The following is a 21,250-nucleotide window of genomic DNA, read 5'->3' as shown; positions in this document are numbered from 1 at the left end:
GCGCCGGTTTGTCCGACCCAAGCCGCATTAACGCCCGCATTACGCCGCGCATTTAAGCTGCATCGTCTGGAGGAACTCATGGAACGCCTTGCCCGTCTGCTGCCTTTTCGCCAGTTCGGCCGTCTGCGCCATCTGCGCAAGCTCACGCCTTGCGCGCCGCTCGAGGCGCCCGCGGCGCGCACGCCGTCGCTGTTCGACGTGACTGCCGAAGCTTGCGGTCTGCCGTCGTCGTTGCCGGCGTTTGCGCGCGTATCGCTGAATTCGGCGCTGAATATCGCGGAGCCCGCGCGCCGCGCACCGGTGCGGGTCTATCATGGACCGTCGCGACTGATCATGGTCGGCACGGTCGACGCCGTATGCCGTATGATCGATCGTTGCATAGCCGACGAAGCCAACGTGCACGGCGCGGTGTTCGAAGCCTGAGCGAATTCTGAGCACGCATGCAATAAGCACTTCGGATGTTCAGAGATTCGCGTGGGATGGGATCGTTTCGACCTCGCCGTGGTCGACGTTAGATCATCACTGACGTGGAGTCCCATTCGATGACCATTCCGAAACGCACACAGGGCAGCGCCACCCGGCCGCTGCTGATCACGCTGATCGTGGTGATCGTGATTGCCGCGCTGGGGTTTATTTACGCGTCGCCGTATCTCGCGGTGAACAATCTGAAACGCGCGGCAGACGCGCGTGACGTGCAAACCGTCAATCAGTACGTCGACTTCCCCGCGCTACGCGATAGCCTGAAGCAGCAGGTGGGCGCGATGCTGACGCGCCGGCTCGAAGCGGATGCCGGCAACAAGATGGCCACGATCGGCGCGGTGATCGGCGTGACACTGATCGGCCCGCTCGTCGATGCCTATGCGACACCCGACGGCGTCGCGGCACTGCTGAACGGCATGCCGCCGCGCGGCACACCGGGCGAGCAACCGTCCGCCCCACCAGCCGCGGGCGGTGAAGCGCCGGCCGCACCGTCCGCGGGCGACACCCCCACGCAGGCAAGCGCGCCGCCGCCCGGGCGTCAAAGCACGGCCGGCTACCGGAGTCTCAACGAGTTTGTGGTCACCTACCGGCGCGGCGAAGGCAACGCGAACTATTCGGCCATCTTCCGTCGCGAAGGTCTGGTCACGTGGAAGCTCGCGGCGATCAATCTGAACGAGTGAGGTTCAAGCCGTGAACTGAAGGGATGCGCGGGCTGGTCATTGCGGCCAGCCGCGTGTCAGGTTTGTTCGGGTTACGCCGCGGCCGCCTGTTGCTGCTCCTGCGCGGAAGAGCACGCCACCAGAATGCTGCACGACACGCGGTCGAGCAGCGGCGTGTTGCCCGCCCCCATCCACCACCGCGACAAACCGGTCCGGCAGCGATGACCCACCACCACGAGGTCAACCTGCAACTCGTTGGCAAGATTGGCGATCTCGTCGATCGGATGACCAAATGCGAAATGCCCCTGCGCGTTCACGCCCCGCTCGGTCAGCCAGTTCACGCCCTCCTGCAGAATTTCGCGGGCCGTTTTTTCGAAGCTTCCGCAGGCCACATCGGTCAATAAGCCCGCGCTTTGCGCGATGCTCGAACGCATGTCGACGACCGACAGCAGATGCGTTTCCGCCTTCAGGTCCAACGCCAGATCGGCGCCGCAACGCAGGGCTTTGCGGCCTTCGCGCGAGCCGTCGTAGCACAACAGGATTTTCTGGTAGCTCGCCATCTGTCTTCTCCCATTCGCGCGGAAAGCGCGGTCTGAATCAATCATGGTGCGCCGCAATTCGGCTTGCAAGGGATGGAAAACGCTAAGTGCATAGTCGGTGCGTGCTGACGCCGTCTGCACAAGCGTTGGGCCAGCTGAGGCAGTGTTCGCACACGTTTGCGGCACCGCAAAACTTGGTATGCGAACGCATCGCATCCCACGCATTACGCGTTCCCGGACACCCGCTCGCATCAGTGGCCGATACCCTAGAATAAGCGGCCTGTGCGCAATGCGTGCGTCGCAGGTATGTTGTTTGTTCTTGTGCGTACGTTATGTCTTGTTCCCGGAGCCTCGCTCGAGTCATGCCCGCCGCCCCCATCGAGTTCCATCAGGTCAGGAAAAGCTACGGCAAAAAAACGGTCGTCGACGGCTTGTCGTTTCATGTCAATACCGGCGAATGCTTCGGGCTGCTCGGCCCCAACGGCGCCGGCAAGACCACGACGCTGCGCATGCTGCTCGGCATCGCGGCGCCCGACGCCGGCGCGATCCGCCTGTGCGGCGAACCGATCCCGGGCCGTGCGCGCCTCGCGCGCTCGCGCGTGGGCGTGGTGCCGCAGTTCGACAACCTCGATCCCGATTTCACCGTGCGTGAAAATCTGCTCGTGTTCGGCCGCTATTTCGGGCTGAGCGCCGCGCAGTGTCGCGCGGCGGTGCCGGGTCTGCTCGAATTCGCCCGCCTCGAGAACAAGGCGGACGCGCGCGTGAGCGAGCTGTCCGGGGGCATGAAGCGGCGCCTCACGCTCGCACGCGCGCTGATCAACGATCCCGACGTGCTGATCATGGACGAGCCGACCACCGGTCTCGACCCGCAAGCGCGCCATCTGATCTGGGAGCGATTGAGATCGCTGCTAGCGCGCGGCAAGACCATCCTGCTGACCACGCACTTCATGGAAGAAGCCGAACGGCTTTGTCATCGACTGTGCGTAATCGAGGAAGGACGCAAGATCGCCGAAGGCGCGCCGCGCGAGCTGATCGAGTCGGAGATCGGCTGCGACGTGATCGAGATCTACGGTCCCGATCCGTTTGCATTGCGCGACGAACTCGCACCGCTCGCCGAGCGCACCGAGATCAGCGGCGAGACCCTGTTCTGTTACGTGAACGACGCACAGCCCGTGCATATGCGCCTGAAGCAGCGCGCGGATTTGCGCTATCTGCATCGGCCGGCGAATCTCGAAGATGTGTTTCTGCGGCTCACCGGCCGCGAAATGCAGGACTGAACCCGCAGCGAGGCACTTGATGGACGCACGCACCTACGAAACCCACGACGCCACGCCATCGGCACAAGAGCCGTTCGGCGCCTTCCCCGCCAACGCCACGAACTGGATCGCGGTGTGGCGCCGCAACTATCTGGTGTGGAAGAAGCTCGCGATCGCGTCAATGTTCGGCAACCTCGCCGATCCGATGATCTATCTGTTCGGTCTCGGCTTGGGACTCGGGCTGATGGTCGGGCACGTCGACGGCGTGTCGTATATCTCGTTCCTCGCGGCGGGCACGGTGGCGTCGAGCGTGATGATGTCAGCGAGCTTCGAGTCGATGTATTCGGGCTTTTCGCGCATGCACGTGCAGCGCACGTGGGAAGCGATCATGCATACGCCGCTTACCCTCGGCGATATCGTGCTCGGCGAGGTGGTGTGGGCCGCCAGCAAATCGGTGTTGTCGGGTGTCGCGATCATGCTGGTAGCGGGCGCGCTCGGCTATGCGAGTTTTCCGTCGATGCTGCTCGCGCTGCCGGTCATCGTGCTGGCCGGTCTCGCGTTCGCGAGCCTCGCGATGATCGTGACGGCGCTCGCGCCGTCGTACGACTTTTTCATGTTCTATCAGACCCTCGTACTCACGCCGATGCTGCTCCTCTCCGGCGTGTTCTTTCCGATCTCGCAGTTGCCCGGCGCCGCGCAAGCGGTGACCGCCGCGCTGCCGCTCGCCAATGCGGTCGATCTGATGCGCCCAGCGATGCTCGGCCGGCCGATGGAGCACGCGGCGCTGCATGTGAGCGTGCTCGCCGCGTATGCAGTCGGCGGCTTTATCGTGTCGGCGATCCTGTTTCGGCGCCGCATGATGAAGTGAGCCGAACGCGCCGGTCGTCGCTCTGCGCGTTTGCTACCGTCGCGCGCTCAGTCCTCGTCATCGGTCCACGGAATGTCGACGTCGGAGATGAACGCGACCGTCGCGAACGGGCCGCCCTCGTGACGACCGATCTTGCCATCGGCGCGCTGCCATTCGACCCGGAACACGGTGGCCGGATCATCCGCGATCAGCCGCACCGTGCGCAATTCGTCGGGATCGGCGTCCTCGACCGGACCGTCGAGCGAGATCAGCAACGCCTGCGGCCACAGACCATCGGCGGGATCGTAGATCTTGTCGCCGTCGTGAATCAATGTGAAGGCTTCCACGCCGATGGTCGCCGACGCATCGACGATCATCTTGGCGAGCGCACGCAACAGCGCGGTCGCTCTCGCCGAGTTGGCCTGGCGGATCGCGAGATCGCCGCGCGTGAGCGCCTGCTCGAGTTTCGGATTGGTTTTCTGTTGCGCCATGGATGTGTTGGTCCTATCGCTCTGTTGTGGGCAACGCGCCATTGGGACGACGCGCCGCGTTTCTTTTTGGGTCCATCTATTGCCGCTTGTGTGCATTGCAGCATCGCGGGCTGCGCGGCCGGTCCGCGCTTCGACTGCCATCGTTCTGCCGTTTCCCCCGATCGTGGCGCGCACCATCAGGGCCGTTTTTTCAGGGCCGTCCTTGCCGTCCACCACAGTTTAGGTCGTGATTCGGATTCAGGGAGAACATTTGCCGCTTATTGCGTGGCATGTGTCGCATTTCATGCATCGGCTCGCGGACGCCGCGGCGTGCGGTTGCCGCGCCCTCGGTCCGCCTTCGACGCCTGCGCCCCGGCCGGCTTCGGATCCGCGATCCGCGCGATCAGATGGTCGCGAAACGCCCGCACCGACGGCGGCAACTCGCGTCCCGCCATCGTCTGCACCTGGATGCTGCGCTGGCGCATCTGCGGGTCGGTCAGCGGAATCACGACGAAGCCGTCGGCCGCATAGCGGTCGCGCACCGACAGCAGCCCCGTGAACATGATCGCGCCGGACTTCTGCGCATAGCGATAGCTCGCGCCGCTGTTGTTGCAGATCAGGTCCGGCTCGAGCAGGATGCCTTCGAGCGCGCAGGTGATGTCGATCAACTGGCGAAGCGTTGTGCCAGTCTCCGACAACACCAGCGGATAACCGCTCACCTCGGCGAGCGACAGCTTCGCGCGCGCCGCGAGCGGATGATCGGCGCGCACCAGCACGAACACCGGCGCGCGTTCGGTGTGCTCCACCTTGACGCCCTTCTCCGGCGCGAGGCTGAACGACAACGCGATGTCGACGTCACCGTCGCGCACATGGCGGGTCGCGTCGGCCGGCGACATCACGGTCAGCGTGAAATCGATGCCGGGGTGCTCGGCGCGGAAATCCGCGATCGCGGTGGGCAGGAAGTCGACCGCGAAGCCCTCGGCCGTTGCGATCTTGATCCGGCTGCCGTGCAGACTCGCGAGGCCGCTTAGCTCCTTCATCACGTGCTCGGCTTCGAGCAGGCTGCGTTGTGCGTAGGCGAGCAGCCGCTCGCCGGCCTCGGACAGCGCCATGCCGCGCGGACGCCGCTCGAACAGCGTGACACCGAGTTCGCCCTCGAGCCGCGCGATCTGCCGGCTAAGCGCCGATACCGCGACATGCAGCCGTTCGGATGCGTCGCTCAGCGAACCGCTGCGCGCGACTTCGACGAAATAACGCAACGCGATGCCATGCAGTGAACGTGCCATCCGGGACGCCTCGATTGAATCGGTTGCAATGGTGTAGCGACGCTTTGCCTTTGCGGCAATGCAAGCTTCGAAACATGATCATTGTGACAAAAATGACGCGCTTCTAGAATCGGTCGCAATGGCATCGCGGGCAATTCGCCCGAAGACCATGCCATCGGGCCGCGGCTCTCTGCCGGCCTCACCCATCCCCCGCATTGGAGACACCGACATGAGCCGCAACCAGGCGATCGAGCTTGCCACCCGGCACTTTGAATCCGGCGCTTTTCTCGCCGACCTGAACCGCCGCGTCGGCATTCGCACCGAAAGCCAGGAAAGCGATCGCGGCGCGCTGCTGCTGTCTTATCTGACCGACGAAATCCAACCCGCAGCGGAGCGCCTCGGCTTCGGCACGCGCATCGTCGATAACCCGGTCGATGGCTTCGGTCCGTTCCTGATCGCGAACCGTCACGAAGGCGATCATCTGCCGACCGTGCTGATCTATGGCCACGGCGACGTCGTGCGCGGTTACGACACCCAGTGGCGCGCGCCGCTGACGCCGTGGGCGGTGACCGTCGAAGGCGAGCGCTGGTTCGGTCGCGGCACCGCCGACAACAAAGGCCAGCACTCGATCAACCTCGCCGCGCTCGCGTGCACGCTCGCCGCGCGCGACGGCAAGCTCGGCTTCAACACGAAGCTGTTGATCGAAATGGGCGAGGAAACGGGCTCGCCGGGGCTCGATGCGATCTGCCGCGCGCACCGCGACGAGCTCGCCGCCGACGTGCTGATCGCCTCCGACGGCCCGCGTCTCGCCGCGCGTCGTCCGACCGTGTTTCTCGGCTCGCGGGGCGCGGTCAATTTCAAGCTGTCGCTCAATCTCCGCGACGGCGCGCATCACTCGGGCAACTGGGGTGGCCTGCTGCGCAATCCGGCGACGGTGCTCGCCAACGCGCTCGCGAGTCTGGTCGATGCGCGCGGCGTGATCGCAGTCGACGGCCTGCGTCCGCCGCCGATCCCCGAGGCCGTGCGCCGCGCGCTTGCCGACATCACGGTGGGCGACGGTCCCGGCGACCCGACCGTCGACGACAACTGGGGCGAACCGGGTCTTTCCGCGCCCGAGCGCGTGTTCGGCTGGAACAGCTTCGAAGTGCTGGCCTTCAAGGCGGGCAATCCGGAGAACCCGGTCAACGCGATTCCGCCGTCGGCGTTCGCGGTCTGCCAGTTGCGTTTCGTGGTCGGCACCGATTGGGAAAACCTCGCCAAGCATCTGCGCGCGCATCTCGATGCGCACGGCTTTCAGCTGGTCGAAATCGACGTCGAACGCGGCGCACCGGCCACGCGGCTCGATCCGGACGATCCGTGGGTCAGATGGGCGCTCGCGTCGCTAGAAGCGACCACCGGCAAGAAGACTGCGCTACTGCCGAATCTCGGCGGCACGCTGCCGAACGAGGTATTCGCCGACACGCTCGGTCTGCCGACGATCTGGGTGCCGCATTCCTATCCGGCCTGCTCGCAGCATGCGCCGAACGAGCATCTTCTCGGCCCGGTGGTGCGCGAGGGCCTGCAGATGATGGCGGGACTGTTCTGGGATCTCGGCGAGAATGCGCCGCTTGCGGCGAAGCGCGAGGTCGTGGATGCGGCAAAGGCCGCGAGTTGAGTTCGGCTAGCGCCGATTGATTCGCTGTGCCTGCCGCGGCCGGCCCCGACATTCGACCGGGGCCACCGCGGCAAGCGGGTCGCGCTTACATCGACATCGACATCAAGGCGCCGGATTCGGCTGCAGCTCGTGCAGCTTGTCGATTTCCGCAAGCACTTCGGGCGACAGCTTCACGTCCGCGCTGGCGATGTTCTCCTTCAACTGCTCGAGCGACGTCGCGCCGATCAGATTGCTGGTCACGAACGGCCGGCTATTGACGAACGCGAGCGCGAATTGCGCGGGCGACATGCCGTGGCGCTTCGCGAGCTCGACATAACGCGTGGTCGCCTGCACGGCTTGCGGCTTGCTGTAGCGCGCGAAGCGCTCGAACAGCGTGATGCGTGCGCCGGCCGGACGCGCGCCGCCTTCGTACTTGCCCGACAGCCAGCCGAACGCGAGCGGCGAATACGCGAGCAGACCGATATTGTCGCGATGCGCGTACTCGGACAGACCCGCTTCGTAGGTGCGGTTCAACAGGCTGTACGGATTCTGGATGCTGACGATGCGCGGCAAGCCGAGTTTTTCGGCCGCGCGCAGAAACTGTGCGACACCCCACGGCGTTTCGTTCGACACGCCGACATGGCGCACCTTGCCAGCCTTCACGAATTCGGCGAGCACCGTCAGCGTTTCCTCGATCGGCACCGTGTACGCGTCGTCGACCCACGGATACGACGCACGGCCGAAGGTCATCGTGCTGCGATCGGGCCAGTGCAGCTGATACAGATCGACGTAATCCGTCTGCAGACGTTTGAGGCTGTCGTTGAGCGCCTCGGTCAGATTCTTGCGGTCGAACTGGTTCCCTTCGCCGCGAATATGACGCGGATTGTGCGGCTGACGCGCGGGACCCGCGATCTTGGTGGCGAGCACGATCTTCTCGCGCGCGCTCTTGTGCTGCGCGAGCCACGTGCCGATGTAGCGCTCCGTCGAACCTTGCGTTTCCGCGCGCGGCGGCACCGGATACATTTCGGCGGTGTCGATCAGGTTCACGCCGTGATCGAGCGCGTAGTCGATCTGCGCGTGCGCTTCCTGCTCGGTGTTCTGCTCGCCCCACGTCATCGTGCCGAGACCAATCAGGCTGACCTGCACGTCGGAGTCGCCGAGTCTGCGGTATTCCATCTAACTTGTCCTGTTGAAGAGGTGAACGGAAAGCGCAGACGTTACCACGCCGGCGCATTACCTGCAGCAAGGCTAGAATGCGGGGCCATGCGTTGCTGCGCGCCGCCTGGCGAGTTGCGCAGTACATGCTTTGCGCTCAAGACGCTCGCTTCATCATGACTTCGTTGCCATGAATCACGAACACCTCGAATTGCTGGTCACGCGCGTGATGCCCTACGGGAAATATAAAGGCCGCGTGATCGCCGACCTGCCCGGGCACTATTTGAACTGGTTCGCGAGCCAGGGCTTTCCGCCCGGCGAGATCGGCCGGCTGCTCGCGTTGATGCACGAGATCGATCACAACGGTTTGAAACCGCTGCTCGATCCGTTGCGCAAACCGAAGCCCAACGAGGGCTGAATCCGTCAGCGTGAAAGCGTTGCCAAGCCCGCTGAAAGTCGCGGCGCAGGCAAGCTGCAAGCAATGTCGGGCAGTCCGAATTCATACAGGTTTTTTCCTTGCGGATCGCGTTTGCATGGCCTTTAATCGGCATAGGTCGTCGCGCTGTGGAACGTCGATAGTGAAGCGGTTCAGTCATCGTTCGCTCCACTGTTTCCTTGTGTTCCGGCGCCGTGCGATCCCCCGCCTTCGTGACTGCCTGTATCCATGTCGCAATTCAACCTGTCCGCATTGCTCGACTTCATCGGTCACGATCTGTCGCCGGTGCGCGCGGTCATCCTGTTCTTCGTGATCGGCTACGTCGTGGTCGGACTGCCCGTGCATTTCCGCCAGGGCGCGGCGTCGCGCGACGTTTGGGGCACGGCCGCCGGCGTGACGATGGCGGCGATCTACGCGGCGTTCATTGCCGGCGTGTACCCGTGGCTGCATCACGTGTCGGTGATCGCGCACTGAGCGTCGGCCGCCGTCAGCTCGGCGCCGAAAACTTCCCATAGCGGTTCGAGCAATTCGCGTCGCGGCTGCCAGCGCCGCATCGACGTGCGGTACAACGGCCGGCGCACCTGCGCCGAACTCGCGGTGCTCACAGGCCGCGTCGTCTCAGGAAATGCGAGTGCGTTCGCTTCGAAATCATCGACCAGTTCCTCGTACGCGATCTCGAGCATCGCGCCCGGGGAAGAACGCGCCGTCAGTGCGCCGTCGACTGACCGTAGGTGCGATGACAGTTAGTCCGCGCCGAGCGCGCCCTACTGCGCCGCGTCCGCTTTGTTCAACGCCTCGACGTCGCATCGCTTGCGACTCAAGAGACGAATCGTCCGGCGGAAGTTAGCAGCGCTGCCCTTGAGTAGCGTTTCGAATGATTAACGAAGTGTTACCGCAGCGCCGTTCGATTAGACGCGGGAAGATTGGCGGAAAGGTCGAGCGTCGCGGCAACGGCTCGCATGGTCGCGGCCCTGAGCGCGGAGCGCCGCGCCAACGCCGGTAACGCTCGGACACAAACGCGGCTGAACTCCGTTGCGCGCGGTCTTTCTCAGGTTTACTTGGAGGAGAAAATCGTGACCAGGCTCATTGCATCGATGACGCTGCTAGCGGCGGCCGTAGCAGCGAGCGTCACTGGATGCGCCGTCGCGCCGCCAGCGGACTACGGCTATGCGCAACCCTATTATCCCTACGCGTACGGACCGCCTTACTACGGGCCGGTGTACGGCTCGGTTGGTTTCTACGGCGGTTTTGGCGGCCCATGCTGCTATTACGGACATGGCTATTGGCACGGCGGGCATGGCGGATGGCATGGCGGTGGTTGGCACGGCGGCCACGGCGGATGGCATGGCGGGACCGGCGGATGGCACGGTGGCGGCTTCGGCGGCATGCACGGCGGCGGCAGCGCGTGGACCGGTGGTGGCGGAATGGGGGGACACGGACACTGAGGCATTCAGGCATTGAGGTCTTGATGCATCGACGAACCGGTGTCCGCCCCCGTCGCGACAGTGACACGGCTTCAGCGCGCCCGGCGGTTTCTGGCCTTGCGGTAAAATTATCGTTTTGATTCAAGCCCGCTCGGCCGTTCCATGTCTTTACCCCGCACTCCCAGCCCTCGCCGCGTGTCCGTTGCCCCGATGATGGACTGGACGGATCGTCATTGCCGCTCGCTGCATCGAATGATTTCGCGCCATACGTGGCTTTACACGGAAATGGTGACGACCGGTGCGCTGCTGCACGGCGATGTGGCGCGTCATCTCGCTTTCACGCCCGAAGAAGCGCCGGTCGCGCTGCAACTCGGCGGCAGCGAGCCTGACGATCTCGCGCGTTCGGCAAAGCTCGGCGAGCAATGGGGCTATGACGAAATCAACCTGAATTGCGGCTGCCCGTCCGAGCGCGTGCAACGCGGCGCGTTCGGCGCATGCCTGATGAACGAGCCGCAACTCGTCGCCGATTGCGTGAAGGCGATGCGCGACGTCGTATCGGTGCCGGTCACGGTCAAGCACCGCATCGGTGTGGATACGGTCGAGGAATACGGCTTCGTCCGCGATTTCGTCGGCATGATCGCGCAAGCGGGCTGCGAGGTGTTTATCGTTCATGCGCGCAACGCGATCCTGAAGGGCTTGAGCCCGAAGGAAAACCGCGAGATCCCGCCGCTCAAGTACGACTACGCGTATCAGCTGAAGCGCGATTTTCCGCAGTTGGAGATCATCATCAATGGCGGCATCAAGACGCTCGACGAAGTCGACATGCATCTTCAGCACGTCGACGGCGTGATGCTCGGTCGCGAGGCGTATCACAACCCGTACGTGCTCGCCGATGTCGACGCGCGCTTCTATGGGTCGACGCAACTGCCGCTGACGCGCGACCAGGTCGAAGCGAAACTGATCGAGTATTGCGCGACCGAAATGGCGCGCGGCACCTATCTCGGCGCGATCACGCGCCATGCGCTCGGGCTGTATCGCGGCGAAGCGGGCGCGCGCGGTTGGCGTCGCGTTTTGTCCGACAGCAAGCGGCTTGCGGCCCGCGATCTGACCATCTTCGACGAAGCGAGACAGCATCTGCGCGAGCCTCTCGAAGTTTTTGAATAAAGGACTAGGCAAACCAAAATCTAGTCCCTATAATCTCGTTTCTTCGTCGGCGAGACAGGTTTTTAAAGCAAGTCAAGCGGATGTTAGTGGTGGCTGTAGCTCAGTTGGTAGAGTCCAGGATTGTGATTCCTGTCGTCGTGGGTTCGAGTCCCATCAGCCACCCCAAAGAATTCAAGCAAACGGCGTTGTGAGCAATCACAACGCCGTTTTTGTTTTGCTGGCCGCTTTTCCCGTTTCCCATGATGAACGTGCGGTCTTCCGGGCCCGCACCGCTCCTTCCCGCCCTGTTCCGAGCCGCAAAAAACCGTTTGGCCAACGGGGCCGGATCCCCGCTCTGCCTTGCCGCGCTTACGTCTGAACGATTGTTTCTTCGCCGGGAATAGTAATTTCAGATTATCGGCACAAATTCTCGATAGTAGGGGTATACACTGCCTTCCATCGACGTTGCAGACACCTGGTTCACTGGCTCCTGCAACATCTTCCTGAAATGCAGTCGAAACGTTATCGGAGTCCTACCATGAAGACCAAGTTTATCGCCGCCCTGCTGGTTGCCGCTTCCGCCTCGATCGCCGCTCCCGCTTTCGCAAGCGGCTATGGTCCGGCGCCGTACTATCGTCCGTCGGTTGGCGCGCCGGCTTCGCAACAAGGCCAGAACGCGCAGACCGTCGCTGCGGAACGCGCCGACGCTCAATCGAATGCGTACGGTGGCGTGAATAGCGTGTCGACCCAATCGGGCTCGCGCAGCGAACCCAAGTCGGGCCCGCAATCGGTGTACTTCGGCCACTAAGCCACCAGCAGTAGCAGTACCGTCAGATCCGCTGCCGCTGAAGGCAGCGATCAAACTGGGCGCCGCGCATGCAGTATCGATGCCGGCGCCCAGTTGCGTTTACGCCGGCCGGCTCTAGTGCGCCCGGCATCCTTCCGTCGCGATCCGGCTATCCGCCTTAGCTTGCCAGCCCCGCATCGATCAACTCGCGCGCCGCGCTAAAAGCCGCCTGGGCGGCCGCATTCTCGGTGGACCACAAGCTATCGATATGCACGAGTTGCCAGTCGACCACCGTCGAATCGTCGCGCAGCACGCGGAAATGCGCCTTGACGCCGGTCAGCACCTGTTCGACGGCCACCTCGATGTCATAGTCGCCATAGCGCGCCTCGTAGTCGCCCATGTCGACGCCCTTCGGCTCCATGTTCGTCTCCGTGGTTTCGCTGATCGCGGGCAAATGAACGAAACGAACGCGCGCGACTCACCCGCGACGCGCCGCCTCGCTCTTCACCCCCGCCATGCGGCCGGCCGCCTAGCAGCAGATCAGTTGCAGTCGCCGGAAAGATACTGCCGGCCGTTGCAGTTGATTTCGACCCCACCGCTGCCCGCTTCGGCAACGAGGTCGCATGCCAGCAACTCCGCCGCGACGGACTGCGCGACTTCGGGCGCCGTCTGTCCGACGCCGACGTCGTTCAGACGCCGCAACGCTTCGACCGCTTCGGGACTCAAGGACTTCGACATGGCCGTCTCCGTCGGAATGCTCAATTCATCGTAGCAAGTTTCATCGGCGGATGCAGGCGTGCCGCGTGCGCAGCGGCCCCGGAACACGGTCTGCTACTAGTGAATTGTGCACACAGCCGCGTGTCTACAAACGACGCGCGACATCGAAGGAGAACGACATGAAGCGAGGCAATTGGGCCACTGTAACGGCCACTGCTGCAGCGCTGGCGGCGCTGCTCGCGAGCGGTGTGAACGCCGTCGCGCAGACGGCGTCCAGCGCGCCGCCGGAAAGCCATGCGCCGATGGTCAAACCGCCCGAGGCGGCATCGGGCGCCGGGGGTTCGAGCAACCCGGACAACATGCCGATCAAGCGACCGGCGAAGCCGACCAACGACCACATGTCGCACGAGCCGCCGGCAAGCGGCGCAAACGCGAAGTAGCCGCCGCGCACGCCGCTCGCACTAGCGCAACGTGATCAAAGCCGCGCGATCGACACCTCGGTCGACTTCACCAGCGCGACTACCTCCGAGCCGACTTTCAGTTCGAGTTCGTCGACCGAGCGCGTCGTGATCACCGATGTAACGATGCCGAACGGCGTCTCCACGTCGACTTCGGACACCACCGAGCCGCGGATGATTTCCTTGACCTTGCCTTTGAACTGATTGCGCACGTTGATGGCGGAAATGCTCATTTCAGATGACTCCACAGAAGCGGTTGATAACGGAATGGATCAAATGGGATCGACTTGCTGGAAAGCTCAGACGGCCCAGCGCACCTCGGTCGGCCGCGTCAGACGGCCCGGTTCCGGCAGGCCGTACGGGTCATAGGCCTCGTACGCGCGATGCGCGAGCGTGTCGTCGTTCGGCGCGTTTTTCAGTACGCGTTGCAGCACGTGGTCTTCGAGCGCCGCGAAGCCCGCCGACGCCCGCGCACGCGGCCGCGCAAGCGCGACCGGCTGATCGAGCGCGATGCGGCCGTCCTCGATCAGCAGAATCCGGTCGCCGAGCGCGACGGCTTCGTGCACGTCGTGTGTGACGAGCAGCGCGGTGAAGCGATGCTCACGCCACAGCCGTTCGATCAGCGTGTGCATTTCGATGCGCGTCAACGCATCGAGCGCACCGAGCGGCTCGTCGAGCAGCAGCAATTGCGGACGATGCACGAGCGCCCGCGCGAGCGCGACGCGCTGCCGCTGACCGCCCGAGAGTTGCGCGGGCCAGTCGTTCGCGCGTTCGAGCAGGCCGACTTCGGCGAGCACCGCGCGCGCATCGTCGCGCGCGCCTCGGCCGCGGCCGAGGCCGAGCATCACGTTCTGCAGCACGCTTTTCCACGGCAGCAGACGCGCATCCTGAAACATGATGCGGGTGTCGAGCGGACCGCCATTACCGGCGCGTTTTTCGAGCACGCCCGAGCTGGCTTCTTCGAGACCGGCGACGAGTCGCAGCAACGTCGACTTGCCGCAGCCGCTGCGGCCGACGATCGCGACGAAGCTGCCCCGTTCGATCGACAGATCGAAGCCCGACAGTACCTCGCGCTCGCCATAGCGTTTGCCGACACCGCGCAACTGCACCGCGTAGTCGCTTGCTGGGCGCGCGTCGCTACGGGTCAGTGCGATGACGGGTCGCGAGCCGGCCGCCCCGTCCCGCTCAGTCTCCGCGGCCTCGTTGGCGTCGTGATCCGCGAGCCGCGGCTGCGCGAGTTCGGTCTCGAGGTCGCTGCCGGCGATGCCGCCGAACGTCGTCGCTAGCGTCGTTGCGCTCATGCTTTTGCTCCTCGCTGATAGGCCGGATGCCAGCGCAGCGACACGCGCTCGAGGCTCTTCGCGAGCATGTCCGCGAGCTTGCCGAGCGCCGCGTACAGCAGAATGCCGACCACCACCACATCGGTTTGCAGGAATTCGCGCGCGTTCATCGTCATGTAGCCGATGCCCGATTGAGCGGAAATCGTCTCGGCGACGATCAGCGTGACCCACATCAGGCCGAACGCGAAGCGCACGCCGACCAGAATCGACGGCAGCGCGCCCGGCAGGATCACGTGGCGGTACAGCGCGAAACCTTTGACGCCATAACTGCGCGCCATCTCGATCAGGTTCGCATCGACCGAACGGATGCCGTGGAACGTGTTCACATAGACCGGGAAGAACACGCCGAGCGCGACGAGGAACACCTTCGCCTGTTCCTCGATACCGAACCACAGGATCACGAGCGGAATCATCGCCAGCGCGGGAATGTTGCGAATCATCTGCACCGTCGAATCGAGCACGATTTCCGCGGGCTTGAACAAACCCGTCGCGAGTCCGAGCACGAGGCCGATGCCGCCGCCGATCGCGAAACCGGACACCGCGCGCCAGGTGCTGACCTTCACATCCGCCCACATTTCGCCGGACTGGATCAGCGACCATGCGGCCTTCACGACCGCGAGCGGCTCGGGCAGCACGCGTGTCGAGAGCGCGCCGCTGCGCGCGGCGATTTCCCACGCGAGCAGGATCGCGATCGGCGCGAGCCACGGCACCAGATGCGCGCCGAAACGGCGCAACGCGGCAGCGCGGGCGTTGGACGCGGGCTGCGGGGTTGCCCCCGTGGCCGCGCTCAAAGCAGTGTCACTCATGTTGGCTTTTCTCCTTGCCGGTCGATCAGCTCGCGCTCGCCGCCTTCGGCAGATCGCTGGTCCCGACGATTTCGCCGAACGGTCCCGACAGCGGCCCGTTGGCGACCTTGCTCAAGCGTTGCGGCAGCAGCGGAAACACGAGTTCGGCGAAGCGGTAGGTTTCCTCGAGATGCGGATAGCCGGACAGGATGAACGTCTCGATGCCGAGCGCCGCGTACTCCTTCATACGCGCGGCCACCTGCTCCGGACTACCGACCAGCGCGGTGCCCGCGCCGCCGCGCACGAGCCCGACGCCCGCCCACAGATTCGGATAGACCTCGAGCTGCTCGCGCCCGCCGCGCTTGCCGCCGTGCAGCGCGGCCATGCGGCGCTGCCCTTCGGAATCCATCTTCGCGAACGACGCCTGCGCACGCGCAACCGTGTCGTCGTCGAGCTTGCTGATCAGCTTGTCAGCGGCGGCCCACGCTTCTTCCTCGGTCTCGCGCACGATCACGTGCAGACGGATGCCGAAGCGGATCTGCCGGCCGCGTGCCGCGGCGCGTGCGCGAATGTCCGCGATCTTCTTCGCGACCGCTTCGGGCGGCTCGCCCCACGTCAGATAGGTATCGATGTGCTCGGCCGCGATCTCGTGCGCGGCCGCCGACGAGCCGCCGAACCACAGCGGCGGATGCGGGTTCTGCACCGGCGGATACAGCGCCTTGCCGCCCTTCGACTGCAGATGCTCGCCGTCGAAATCGATCGCTTCGTTGCTGTGCGAGGCCGTAAGCAGCTTGCGCCAGATATGCAGGAATTCGTCGGTGATTTCGTAGCGCGTGTCGTGATCGACGAACACGCCGTCGCCGGCCAGTTCGGCCGCGTCGCCGCCCGTCACCACGTTGATCAGCAGCCGCCCGTTCGACAGCCTGTCGAACGTCGCCGCCATGCGTGCGGCGAGTCCCGGCGACGACAGTCCCGGGCGAATCGCGACGAGGAACTTGAGCCGCTGCGTCGCGGGAATCAGGCTCGACGCGACGACCCAGGCGTCCTCGCACGAGCGGCCGGTCGGCAGCAGCACGCCCTCGTAGCCGAGCGTATCGGCGGCGACGGCGATCTGCCGGAAGTAGTCGTAATCGGCTGCGCGTGCGCCTTGGGACGTACCGAGATAGCGGCTGTCGCCGTGAGTCGGAATGAACCAGAACACATTCATGTTGTTGCTCCTGCCTGCTCTTGAAAGAAAACGGTGGGCGCGAGCGCCGGCCGCACGCATCGAGCCGGCAATCGGCAAGGCGCTGCGACGTGTTGAAGGATTGCGAAACGGACGGTGGACTCAGGCCACCGGCAAAAGCGCTGAAAGCCTATGCGCCGGGCGGACGACACCGCGGACACGACCACGCGCGGGCCCTGCTGCAACGAAGATTCGGCATGAGGCTCGACATGGCGACGGTTTTCCTCGACCAACGTGCGCGTGGTGCGCTCGATTCAACGGATGACGGCGACACCGGCGCCGTCTGCATGAGGAAACAGTCTATGGAGCGGTCCGCGGCTTTTGAACGATTTTTTTTAGCTTAGGAATTCCGCTTTCGTGATTAGCCCGGCGCTACCGCATACGGTTGTTGCGCTTTACACACGCGGCCCCGGCCGCCGCACCCCGATCGATATAATGGCGCTCGTTTCCAATCACCCGGTACAGGCCTTGCGATTCGCGTCGCCAGTACGTTGCCGGTGCAATGCATGCACAAAATAATTCTGCCGTTCGTCGCCGGTTTTCTGGCTTCCTTGTTCTTCCGCGAATCGACGCTGGCGCTGATGCACGCCGCCGGCATGATCGACCCCACAGGTTTTTCGACCGCGCCGTTTTTGCCGCTCGGCCTGCCTGAATTCATCGCGAACGCAATCTGGAGCTCGTTCTGGGCCGTGCTGATGGCGTGGCTGCTGCGCGTCGCGCCGCATCGGCACGCGCCGTGGGTACCGGCGTTCGTGTTCGGTGGCATCGTGCTGACGGCCGCGAGCGTGTTCGTCGTCGATCCGCTGCGCGGCATCTGGCCGAGCGGCAACATGCTGCCGCGCCTCGCAGTGGGCTTCGCGGCCAATGCGATGTGGGGCTGGGGCGCGCTCGTGTTCATGCGCGCGTTCATGGCGAGCGAGGCTGAGGAATAAGCGCGTAGCGCGTCAGTTCGCGCAACGCGTAGATTCGCGCGGGCGGGTTCGGGAGACGGCGCGCTCAGTGCACGTTCACCCGCGCAGCGCGGCTAGCGGGTGTCCGTCCGCCGGCCACGGACTGTCGAACATCTTCTCCACATCGGCCTGGTCGACGTCCTCGATGCGCGCGAAACGCCAGCGCGGCGCGTTGTCCTTGTCGATGATGCGCGCGCGAATGCCTTCCACCGTATCGCCGAGCAGGAAGCTCGAGCGAGTCAGATCGAGATCGACACGCAGCACATCGGCCATCGACCCTTCCGCGCGCGTGACCACTTCGAGCGAGACCGCCATCGACAGCGGCGAGCGCTCGCGCAGCACCGCGATCGTCCGCTCGGCCCACTCGGCCGAGTCGCCGCCGCGCTCGCGTTCCTGTTCGAGCGACGCGAGTATCCGCGCGACGTCGGGCAGCGCGAAATGCCGGTCGATCAACGGGCGCGCCTTCGCGAGCGCACTCTCCTCGGGCTGCGGCGAGACTTGATACGCGAGCGTCTCGCGCTCGACGCATGCAACCACATCCGCGCCGCGCTCGAACTCATCGCGGCTCAACATAGCGACGAGCGCGGGCAACGCCGCGTCGTCAATATAGACATCGGCGAGGCCCGCGTACAACGCGTCGGCCGCGCCGATCGTCTCGCCCGTCACCGCAAGATAGCGACCGATCGCGCCGGGCGTGCGCGCGAGAAACCAGCTCGCACCGACGTCCGGAAAAAGGCCGATACGCGTTTCGGGCATCGCCATCTTCGTCGATTGCGTGACGACGCGCAGGCCGCCGGTGCGATGCGCGCCCTGCGAAATGCCCATGCCGCCGCCCATCACGATGCCGTTCATCAACGCGATATACGGTTTCGGGTACACGAAGATCGCGTGATTGAGGCGGTATTCCTCGCTGAAGAACGTGTCGCGTGCCTGCTGGTCGCCGCGTTGCGCCGCCTCGTACATGAAGCGGATGTCGCCGCCCGCGCAGAACGCGCGCTCATGCCGGCTGCGCACGACGACGGCCAGCACCTCGGGGTCGTCGCGCCACTGGTCGAGCGCCGCATGGATCGCGCGGATCATGCCGGTCGACAGCGCGTTCAGCGCTTTCGGCCGCTCCAGTTCGATGAAACCGATGCGGTTGGTTACGTGGGTCGCGATTTCGTCGCTAGTGGCGGGCGAGGCGGACGTGGACATGGAGAACTGGGCGCGGCGGCGCGGGTTGACGTGGAACTGAACGTTATCACGTGCCTGCCGCTTTGCGTTTGGTGACGGGCTTCGGGGCCGTGTCCGGGGATTCGGCAGGTTCGGAGTGGCGCCGCGCGACGGTTTTCTTGCCGCGCACTGCGGCGCTCTTCGATGCGCCCGCTGCCACGGGCTGCGGCGCGCCGAGCCATGCGTCGAGCGTGACGCCGACGAGCGTCTCGAGCGGCGCACTCGGAAACACCGGACACGTGAGATTCAACGCGACGATGCCATGCAGACTCGCCCACAACGCTTCGGCCCACACGGCCGACTCCATCGATGCAACCGACGCCGACAGACGCCCCGCTGCTTGCAATTCGTCGAGCGCGTCGATCATGATGCGCAGCGCAGCGTCGCCGGGGTCGTCGTCGGCGTTGCCTCGGGACGCGGTTGAACCACCGGTCCCGCCGTTCGCGCTTGCATCTTCCGCGTTGCCGCCGTCTTTGCCAGCAGCCGCCGCGCCACCGAGCGCCGCGCCCGTATAGCTCGGATCCTCCATGAAAATCAGCCGGTACGTTTCCGGATGCTCGACGCCGAACGCGACGTACGCGCGCCCGAGCGCCTTCAGCCGTTCGGCGGGATCTGCGATGTGCACGAGCGGCACGAAGCTCGCGAGCAACTGCGCGTAGCCCTCCTCGCACAAGGCCCGCGCGATGTCGTCGCGACTCGCGAAATGCAGATACAACGTGGCGGGCGAATATTCGATTGCGTCGGCGATCTTGCGCATCGACAGCGCGGCAAAGCCTTCGCGCACGACGATGCGCCGCGCGGCATCGAGGATGCGTTCGCGCAGCGCCTGTTTCTGGCGGTGTTTTCGTTCAGCGATTCCCATGACCCGAATTTTCAGGTTGACAAACTGAAAAGTCAATTTAAACTGAACACCGTTTACTGAACGTCGTTTAGTAAATTTTCGTCAGTCAACGGAATAGCCACGAGCGCACGCGACGAGGTCGCGCCGCCATCTGAAGGAGTCGTCATGCAAGCCACGGGAAAGGTCGGTTTATTCGGTGCCGCGGGCGCGGCGGGTCAAAGCATTGCCGCGGCGCTTGGTGCGGCGGGCCGCGATTATCGGGTGGTCGGCCGCTCACGCGAGGCATTGCAACGGACCTTCGGTGACGACCCGCACGCGGAGATCGTCACCTGGAACCCCGACGACCCCGCCTCGATCCGCGCCGCTGCCGCCGGTCTGCAGACCGTGATCTACCTCGTCGGCGTGCCTTACGACCAGTTCGCGCAGCACCCGCCGTTGATGGAGAAAACGCTGGCTGGCGTGACGGCCGCCGGCGTCGAGCGCTTCATTCTGATCGGCACCGTCTATCCGTATGGCCGCGCGCGCGGCAATCCGATCCACGAAGATCATCCGCGCGAGCCGCATACGTTCAAGGGCCGCATGCGGCTCGAACAGGAAAAGCTCGTGCTGGCCGCGCATGGCCAGAAAGGTCTCGAAACGCTGGTATTGCGGCTGCCCGATTTCTACGGACCGGGGGTTGAGCGCAGCCTGTTGCACGGTGTCTTCGTTGGCGCCGCTACCGGTAAGCGCGCGCAGGTGCTCGGTCCCATCGACGTACCGCACGAATTCATCTTTCTGCCGGATGTCGGTCCCGTGGTCGAACGACTCACGCGCACGCCCGAGGCTTACGGCCGCTGGTGGCATCTCGGGGGCGCCGGCACGATCACGCAGCGGGAAGTGGCACGCGAGGCGTACGCGCTCGCGGGCCGCGAGCCGAAGCTGATGGTGGCCGGCAAGGGCATGCTGCGCGTGCTCGGGTTATTCAATCCGCTGATGCGCGAACTGGTCGAGATGAACTATCTGTTGACCGAGCCTGTCGTGCTCGATGATTCGGCGCTGGCCACGTTGATCGGGCCGCTCAACAAAACTTCGTATCAGGAAGGGATCAGGCGGTGCTTCGAAGCGGCGCGCGAGGCAGTGCCGGTGCACGGCGTGAATTAGCGGCAACGCGTTGGCGATGCGTTGGCGGAAGGACAGTTCCGCTCAGCCTGCCATCTGCCCGGGCGGAAAATGACCACTCTTGAGTAGCACGGGTGTGCCGTTGCTGATCTGCAAATGCTCGCGCGCAACGGCCTCGATGCGCGGCCGGCCCGCATCGAACGCACGCAGCCAGCCGTCGAGGTCCTCGCTGTAAGCGCCGAAATGATCCTCGAGCGCTTCCACCGAGATCGCGCACGGCACCGGCTGACCGTCCACCAGCGCGGAAAACACGACGGTCAGGTTGGAGTCGCGGTAAGCAGGCGCGTCTTCGGGAAAACGGATTTCCATGGTCGCCTCGTCAAAAGGTGGCGGCGGGAACGTAGCACGCGAGGAAGGCCGCTATGCGCCGCCGATCCTCGCGGGTCCCGCTATGGTACTCGCGCCGCCGGATCACGGTCCAGCGTGCGCGGGCGCCTGATTCAGGGCATCGCGCGCTACGGTGGCGAGTG

28 protein-coding genes and 1 tRNA gene are annotated in these 21,250 nt (G+C 64.7%); 15 read left to right on the top strand and 14 right to left on the bottom strand.

All coding sequences use genetic code 11. The annotated features are described in order from the left end of the window. The first annotated feature begins 78 nt into the window (after positions 1-78). Complete coding sequence (locus AB3X89_RS08945) at positions 79-423, top strand: hypothetical protein (RefSeq protein ID WP_368582845.1); 345 nt, start codon at positions 79-81, stop codon at positions 421-423. Positions 424-542: 119 nt separating this feature from the next. Next, the gene (locus AB3X89_RS08940) at positions 543-1,160 is read left to right on the top strand and encodes a DUF2939 domain-containing protein (RefSeq protein ID WP_368582843.1); all 618 of its coding nucleotides are present in this window, start codon (positions 543-545) and stop codon (positions 1,158-1,160) included. Positions 1,161-1,231: 71 nt separating this feature from the next. On the opposite strand, the gene AB3X89_RS08935 is transcribed toward AB3X89_RS08940, so the two are convergent. Next, positions 1,232-1,699, bottom strand: a complete 468-nt coding sequence (locus tag AB3X89_RS08935) for a universal stress protein (protein WP_062122949.1) — start codon at positions 1,697-1,699, stop codon at positions 1,232-1,234. Positions 1,700-2,040: 341 nt separating this feature from the next. Here AB3X89_RS08935 and nodI point away from each other — a divergent pair, with 341 nt between their 5' ends. Together nodI and AB3X89_RS08925 are read left to right on the top strand one after the other, a co-directional pair. Beyond that, positions 2,041-2,955 (top strand): nodulation factor ABC transporter ATP-binding protein NodI, encoded by a 915-nt coding sequence (gene nodI / locus AB3X89_RS08930; protein ID WP_368582842.1) that lies wholly within the window; start codon positions 2,041-2,043, stop codon positions 2,953-2,955. A 19-nt stretch (positions 2,956-2,974) separates the two neighbouring features. Next, positions 2,975-3,802 (top strand): ABC transporter permease, encoded by an 828-nt coding sequence (locus tag AB3X89_RS08925; RefSeq protein WP_368582841.1) that lies wholly within the window; start codon positions 2,975-2,977, stop codon positions 3,800-3,802. A gap of 47 nt (positions 3,803-3,849) precedes the next feature. Here the strand turns inward: AB3X89_RS08925 and AB3X89_RS08920 are convergent, their stop codons facing one another. Then, on the bottom strand, positions 3,850-4,272 hold the full coding sequence (locus tag AB3X89_RS08920; RefSeq protein ID WP_013089291.1) for a hypothetical protein: 423 nt from the start codon (positions 4,270-4,272) through the stop codon (positions 3,850-3,852). Positions 4,273-4,553: 281 nt separating this feature from the next. After that, complete coding sequence (locus AB3X89_RS08915) at positions 4,554-5,537, bottom strand: LysR family transcriptional regulator (protein ID WP_368582840.1); 984 nt, start codon at positions 5,535-5,537, stop codon at positions 4,554-4,556. Positions 5,538-5,745: 208 nt separating this feature from the next. Here AB3X89_RS08915 and AB3X89_RS08910 point away from each other — a divergent pair, with 208 nt between their 5' ends. Then, entirely contained in the window at positions 5,746-7,170 is a 1,425-nt protein-coding gene (locus AB3X89_RS08910; RefSeq protein WP_368582839.1) for a M20 family metallopeptidase, read from the top strand. A gap of 102 nt (positions 7,171-7,272) precedes the next feature. Here the strand turns inward: AB3X89_RS08910 and AB3X89_RS08905 are convergent, their stop codons facing one another. Continuing rightward, positions 7,273-8,325 (bottom strand): NADP(H)-dependent aldo-keto reductase, encoded by a 1,053-nt coding sequence (locus AB3X89_RS08905; protein WP_176377901.1) that lies wholly within the window; start codon positions 8,323-8,325, stop codon positions 7,273-7,275. A 169-nt stretch (positions 8,326-8,494) separates the two neighbouring features. Here AB3X89_RS08905 and AB3X89_RS08900 point away from each other — a divergent pair, with 169 nt between their 5' ends. Together AB3X89_RS08900 and AB3X89_RS08895 are read left to right on the top strand one after the other, a co-directional pair. Continuing rightward, positions 8,495-8,722: a DUF3820 family protein gene (locus tag AB3X89_RS08900; protein WP_368582837.1), complete on the top strand. Its 228-nt coding sequence runs from the start codon at positions 8,495-8,497 to the stop codon at positions 8,720-8,722. Between the two features lie 246 nt (positions 8,723-8,968). Continuing rightward, positions 8,969-9,214: a hypothetical protein gene (locus AB3X89_RS08895; protein ID WP_176367880.1), complete on the top strand. Its 246-nt coding sequence runs from the start codon at positions 8,969-8,971 to the stop codon at positions 9,212-9,214. On the opposite strand, the gene AB3X89_RS08890 is transcribed toward AB3X89_RS08895, so the two are convergent. Next, complete coding sequence (locus AB3X89_RS08890; RefSeq protein ID WP_368582836.1) at positions 9,190-9,423, bottom strand: hypothetical protein; 234 nt, start codon at positions 9,421-9,423, stop codon at positions 9,190-9,192. The genes AB3X89_RS08895 and AB3X89_RS08890 overlap by 25 nt on opposite strands. Positions 9,424-9,813: 390 nt before the next feature. Between AB3X89_RS08890 and AB3X89_RS08885 the strand changes: the two genes are divergently transcribed. From AB3X89_RS08885 to AB3X89_RS08870, 4 genes are all read left to right on the top strand, one after another. Then, positions 9,814-10,185 carry a hypothetical protein gene (locus tag AB3X89_RS08885; protein WP_368582835.1) on the top strand — a complete coding sequence of 124 codons (372 nt, stop codon included), beginning with the start codon at positions 9,814-9,816 and terminating at the stop codon, positions 10,183-10,185. Positions 10,186-10,326: 141 nt separating this feature from the next. After that, positions 10,327-11,328: a tRNA dihydrouridine(20/20a) synthase DusA gene (gene dusA / locus AB3X89_RS08880; RefSeq protein WP_368582834.1), complete on the top strand. Its 1,002-nt coding sequence runs from the start codon at positions 10,327-10,329 to the stop codon at positions 11,326-11,328. Positions 11,329-11,417: 89 nt separating this feature from the next. Further along, positions 11,418-11,493 (top strand) — tRNA-His (locus AB3X89_RS08875). A gap of 352 nt (positions 11,494-11,845) precedes the next feature. After that, positions 11,846-12,115 carry a hypothetical protein gene (locus AB3X89_RS08870; RefSeq protein WP_368582832.1) on the top strand — a complete coding sequence of 90 codons (270 nt, stop codon included), beginning with the start codon at positions 11,846-11,848 and terminating at the stop codon, positions 12,113-12,115. A gap of 157 nt (positions 12,116-12,272) precedes the next feature. Here AB3X89_RS08870 and AB3X89_RS08865 read toward each other — a convergent pair whose 3' ends face one another. After that, on the bottom strand, positions 12,273-12,515 hold the full coding sequence (locus tag AB3X89_RS08865; protein ID WP_368582831.1) for a DUF6566 family protein: 243 nt from the start codon (positions 12,513-12,515) through the stop codon (positions 12,273-12,275). 119 nt (positions 12,516-12,634) lie between these two features. Then, positions 12,635-12,832 carry a hypothetical protein gene (locus AB3X89_RS08860; RefSeq protein WP_013089281.1) on the bottom strand — a complete coding sequence of 66 codons (198 nt, stop codon included), beginning with the start codon at positions 12,830-12,832 and terminating at the stop codon, positions 12,635-12,637. 158 nt (positions 12,833-12,990) lie between these two features. On the opposite strand from AB3X89_RS08860, the gene AB3X89_RS08855 reads away from it, so the two are divergent. After that, a complete protein-coding gene (locus tag AB3X89_RS08855) occupies positions 12,991-13,251 on the top strand; it encodes a hypothetical protein (protein ID WP_368582829.1) in 261 nt (86 codons plus the stop codon). 35 nt (positions 13,252-13,286) lie between these two features. Here the strand turns inward: AB3X89_RS08855 and AB3X89_RS08850 are convergent, their stop codons facing one another. From AB3X89_RS08850 to ssuD, 4 genes are all read right to left on the bottom strand, one after another. Then, positions 13,287-13,502, bottom strand: coding sequence for a molybdopterin-binding protein (locus AB3X89_RS08850; RefSeq protein ID WP_008922916.1), 216 nt, complete (start codon positions 13,500-13,502; stop codon positions 13,287-13,289). A 66-nt stretch (positions 13,503-13,568) separates the two neighbouring features. Next, entirely contained in the window at positions 13,569-14,570 is a 1,002-nt protein-coding gene (locus tag AB3X89_RS08845) for an ATP-binding cassette domain-containing protein (protein ID WP_368582828.1), read from the bottom strand. Beyond that, a complete protein-coding gene (ssuC, locus tag AB3X89_RS08840) occupies positions 14,567-15,415 on the bottom strand; it encodes an aliphatic sulfonate ABC transporter permease SsuC (protein WP_368582827.1) in 849 nt (282 codons plus the stop codon). The genes AB3X89_RS08845 and ssuC overlap by 4 nt, the downstream gene beginning before the upstream one ends. A 25-nt stretch (positions 15,416-15,440) precedes the next feature. Continuing rightward, positions 15,441-16,601, bottom strand: a complete 1,161-nt coding sequence (ssuD, locus tag AB3X89_RS08835) for an FMNH2-dependent alkanesulfonate monooxygenase (protein ID WP_368582826.1) — start codon at positions 16,599-16,601, stop codon at positions 15,441-15,443. 89 nt (positions 16,602-16,690) lie between these two features. Here ssuD and AB3X89_RS08830 point away from each other — a divergent pair, with 89 nt between their 5' ends. Together AB3X89_RS08830 and AB3X89_RS08825 are read left to right on the top strand one after the other, a co-directional pair. Further along, positions 16,691-16,963: a hypothetical protein gene (locus tag AB3X89_RS08830; RefSeq protein WP_368582825.1), complete on the top strand. Its 273-nt coding sequence runs from the start codon at positions 16,691-16,693 to the stop codon at positions 16,961-16,963. Positions 16,964-17,125: 162 nt separating this feature from the next. Then, entirely contained in the window at positions 17,126-17,551 is a 426-nt protein-coding gene (locus tag AB3X89_RS08825) for a hypothetical protein (RefSeq protein WP_368582824.1), read from the top strand. Between the two features lie 75 nt (positions 17,552-17,626). On the opposite strand, the gene AB3X89_RS08820 is transcribed toward AB3X89_RS08825, so the two are convergent. Together AB3X89_RS08820 and AB3X89_RS08815 are read right to left on the bottom strand one after the other, a co-directional pair. Beyond that, on the bottom strand, positions 17,627-18,763 hold the full coding sequence (locus tag AB3X89_RS08820; RefSeq protein WP_368582823.1) for an enoyl-CoA hydratase/isomerase family protein: 1,137 nt from the start codon (positions 18,761-18,763) through the stop codon (positions 17,627-17,629). Between the two features lie 46 nt (positions 18,764-18,809). Beyond that, positions 18,810-19,643, bottom strand: a complete 834-nt coding sequence (locus AB3X89_RS08815; protein ID WP_368582822.1) for a TetR/AcrR family transcriptional regulator — start codon at positions 19,641-19,643, stop codon at positions 18,810-18,812. Positions 19,644-19,787: 144 nt separating this feature from the next. Between AB3X89_RS08815 and AB3X89_RS08810 the strand changes: the two genes are divergently transcribed. After that, positions 19,788-20,762 (top strand): NAD-dependent epimerase/dehydratase family protein, encoded by a 975-nt coding sequence (locus tag AB3X89_RS08810; RefSeq protein ID WP_368582821.1) that lies wholly within the window; start codon positions 19,788-19,790, stop codon positions 20,760-20,762. A gap of 42 nt (positions 20,763-20,804) precedes the next feature. On the opposite strand, the gene AB3X89_RS08805 is transcribed toward AB3X89_RS08810, so the two are convergent. Next, positions 20,805-21,089, bottom strand: a complete 285-nt coding sequence (locus tag AB3X89_RS08805; RefSeq protein ID WP_368582819.1) for a DUF1488 domain-containing protein — start codon at positions 21,087-21,089, stop codon at positions 20,805-20,807. Between the last annotated feature and the right edge of the window lie 161 nt (positions 21,090-21,250).

The sequence above is a fragment of the Paraburkholderia sp. BR14320 genome (assembly GCF_040948665.1).
GTDB classification, from domain to species: domain Bacteria; phylum Pseudomonadota; class Gammaproteobacteria; order Burkholderiales; family Burkholderiaceae; genus Paraburkholderia; species Paraburkholderia youngii.
This window is presented reverse-complemented; position numbering and strand designations above follow the sequence as displayed.

Bases quoted from the DNA above. Each gene is read 5' to 3' on its own strand.
- AB3X89_RS08945 (WP_368582845.1), top strand. From the start codon at position 79: ATGGAACGCCTTGCCCGTCTGCTGCCTTTTCGCCAGTTCGGCCGTCTG.
- AB3X89_RS08940 (WP_368582843.1), top strand. From the start codon at position 543: ATGACCATTCCGAAACGCACACAGGGCAGCGCCACCCGGCCGCTGCTG.
- AB3X89_RS08935 (WP_062122949.1), bottom strand. From the start codon at position 1,699: ATGGCGAGCTACCAGAAAATCCTGTTGTGCTACGACGGCTCGCGCGAA.
- nodI (WP_368582842.1), top strand. From the start codon at position 2,041: ATGCCCGCCGCCCCCATCGAGTTCCATCAGGTCAGGAAAAGCTACGGC.
- AB3X89_RS08925 (WP_368582841.1), top strand. From the start codon at position 2,975: ATGGACGCACGCACCTACGAAACCCACGACGCCACGCCATCGGCACAA.
- AB3X89_RS08920 (WP_013089291.1), bottom strand. From the start codon at position 4,272: ATGGCGCAACAGAAAACCAATCCGAAACTCGAGCAGGCGCTCACGCGC.
- AB3X89_RS08915 (WP_368582840.1), bottom strand. From the start codon at position 5,537: ATGGCACGTTCACTGCATGGCATCGCGTTGCGTTATTTCGTCGAAGTC.
- AB3X89_RS08910 (WP_368582839.1), top strand. From the start codon at position 5,746: ATGAGCCGCAACCAGGCGATCGAGCTTGCCACCCGGCACTTTGAATCC.
- AB3X89_RS08905 (WP_176377901.1), bottom strand. From the start codon at position 8,325: ATGGAATACCGCAGACTCGGCGACTCCGACGTGCAGGTCAGCCTGATT.
- AB3X89_RS08900 (WP_368582837.1), top strand. From the start codon at position 8,495: ATGAATCACGAACACCTCGAATTGCTGGTCACGCGCGTGATGCCCTAC.
- AB3X89_RS08895 (WP_176367880.1), top strand. From the start codon at position 8,969: ATGTCGCAATTCAACCTGTCCGCATTGCTCGACTTCATCGGTCACGAT.
- AB3X89_RS08890 (WP_368582836.1), bottom strand. From the start codon at position 9,423: ATGCTCGAGATCGCGTACGAGGAACTGGTCGATGATTTCGAAGCGAAC.
- dusA (WP_368582834.1), top strand. From the start codon at position 10,327: ATGTCTTTACCCCGCACTCCCAGCCCTCGCCGCGTGTCCGTTGCCCCG.
- AB3X89_RS08870 (WP_368582832.1), top strand. From the start codon at position 11,846: ATGAAGACCAAGTTTATCGCCGCCCTGCTGGTTGCCGCTTCCGCCTCG.
- AB3X89_RS08865 (WP_368582831.1), bottom strand. From the start codon at position 12,515: ATGGAGCCGAAGGGCGTCGACATGGGCGACTACGAGGCGCGCTATGGC.
- AB3X89_RS08860 (WP_013089281.1), bottom strand. From the start codon at position 12,832: ATGTCGAAGTCCTTGAGTCCCGAAGCGGTCGAAGCGTTGCGGCGTCTG.
- AB3X89_RS08855 (WP_368582829.1), top strand. From the start codon at position 12,991: ATGAAGCGAGGCAATTGGGCCACTGTAACGGCCACTGCTGCAGCGCTG.
- AB3X89_RS08850 (WP_008922916.1), bottom strand. From the start codon at position 13,502: ATGAGCATTTCCGCCATCAACGTGCGCAATCAGTTCAAAGGCAAGGTC.
- AB3X89_RS08845 (WP_368582828.1), bottom strand. From the start codon at position 14,570: ATGAGCGCAACGACGCTAGCGACGACGTTCGGCGGCATCGCCGGCAGC.
- ssuC (WP_368582827.1), bottom strand. From the start codon at position 15,415: ATGAGTGACACTGCTTTGAGCGCGGCCACGGGGGCAACCCCGCAGCCC.
- ssuD (WP_368582826.1), bottom strand. From the start codon at position 16,601: ATGAATGTGTTCTGGTTCATTCCGACTCACGGCGACAGCCGCTATCTC.
- AB3X89_RS08825 (WP_368582824.1), top strand. From the start codon at position 17,126: ATGCACAAAATAATTCTGCCGTTCGTCGCCGGTTTTCTGGCTTCCTTG.
- AB3X89_RS08820 (WP_368582823.1), bottom strand. From the start codon at position 18,763: ATGTCCACGTCCGCCTCGCCCGCCACTAGCGACGAAATCGCGACCCAC.
- AB3X89_RS08815 (WP_368582822.1), bottom strand. From the start codon at position 19,643: ATGGGAATCGCTGAACGAAAACACCGCCAGAAACAGGCGCTGCGCGAA.
- AB3X89_RS08810 (WP_368582821.1), top strand. From the start codon at position 19,788: ATGCAAGCCACGGGAAAGGTCGGTTTATTCGGTGCCGCGGGCGCGGCG.
- AB3X89_RS08805 (WP_368582819.1), bottom strand. From the start codon at position 21,089: ATGGAAATCCGTTTTCCCGAAGACGCGCCTGCTTACCGCGACTCCAAC.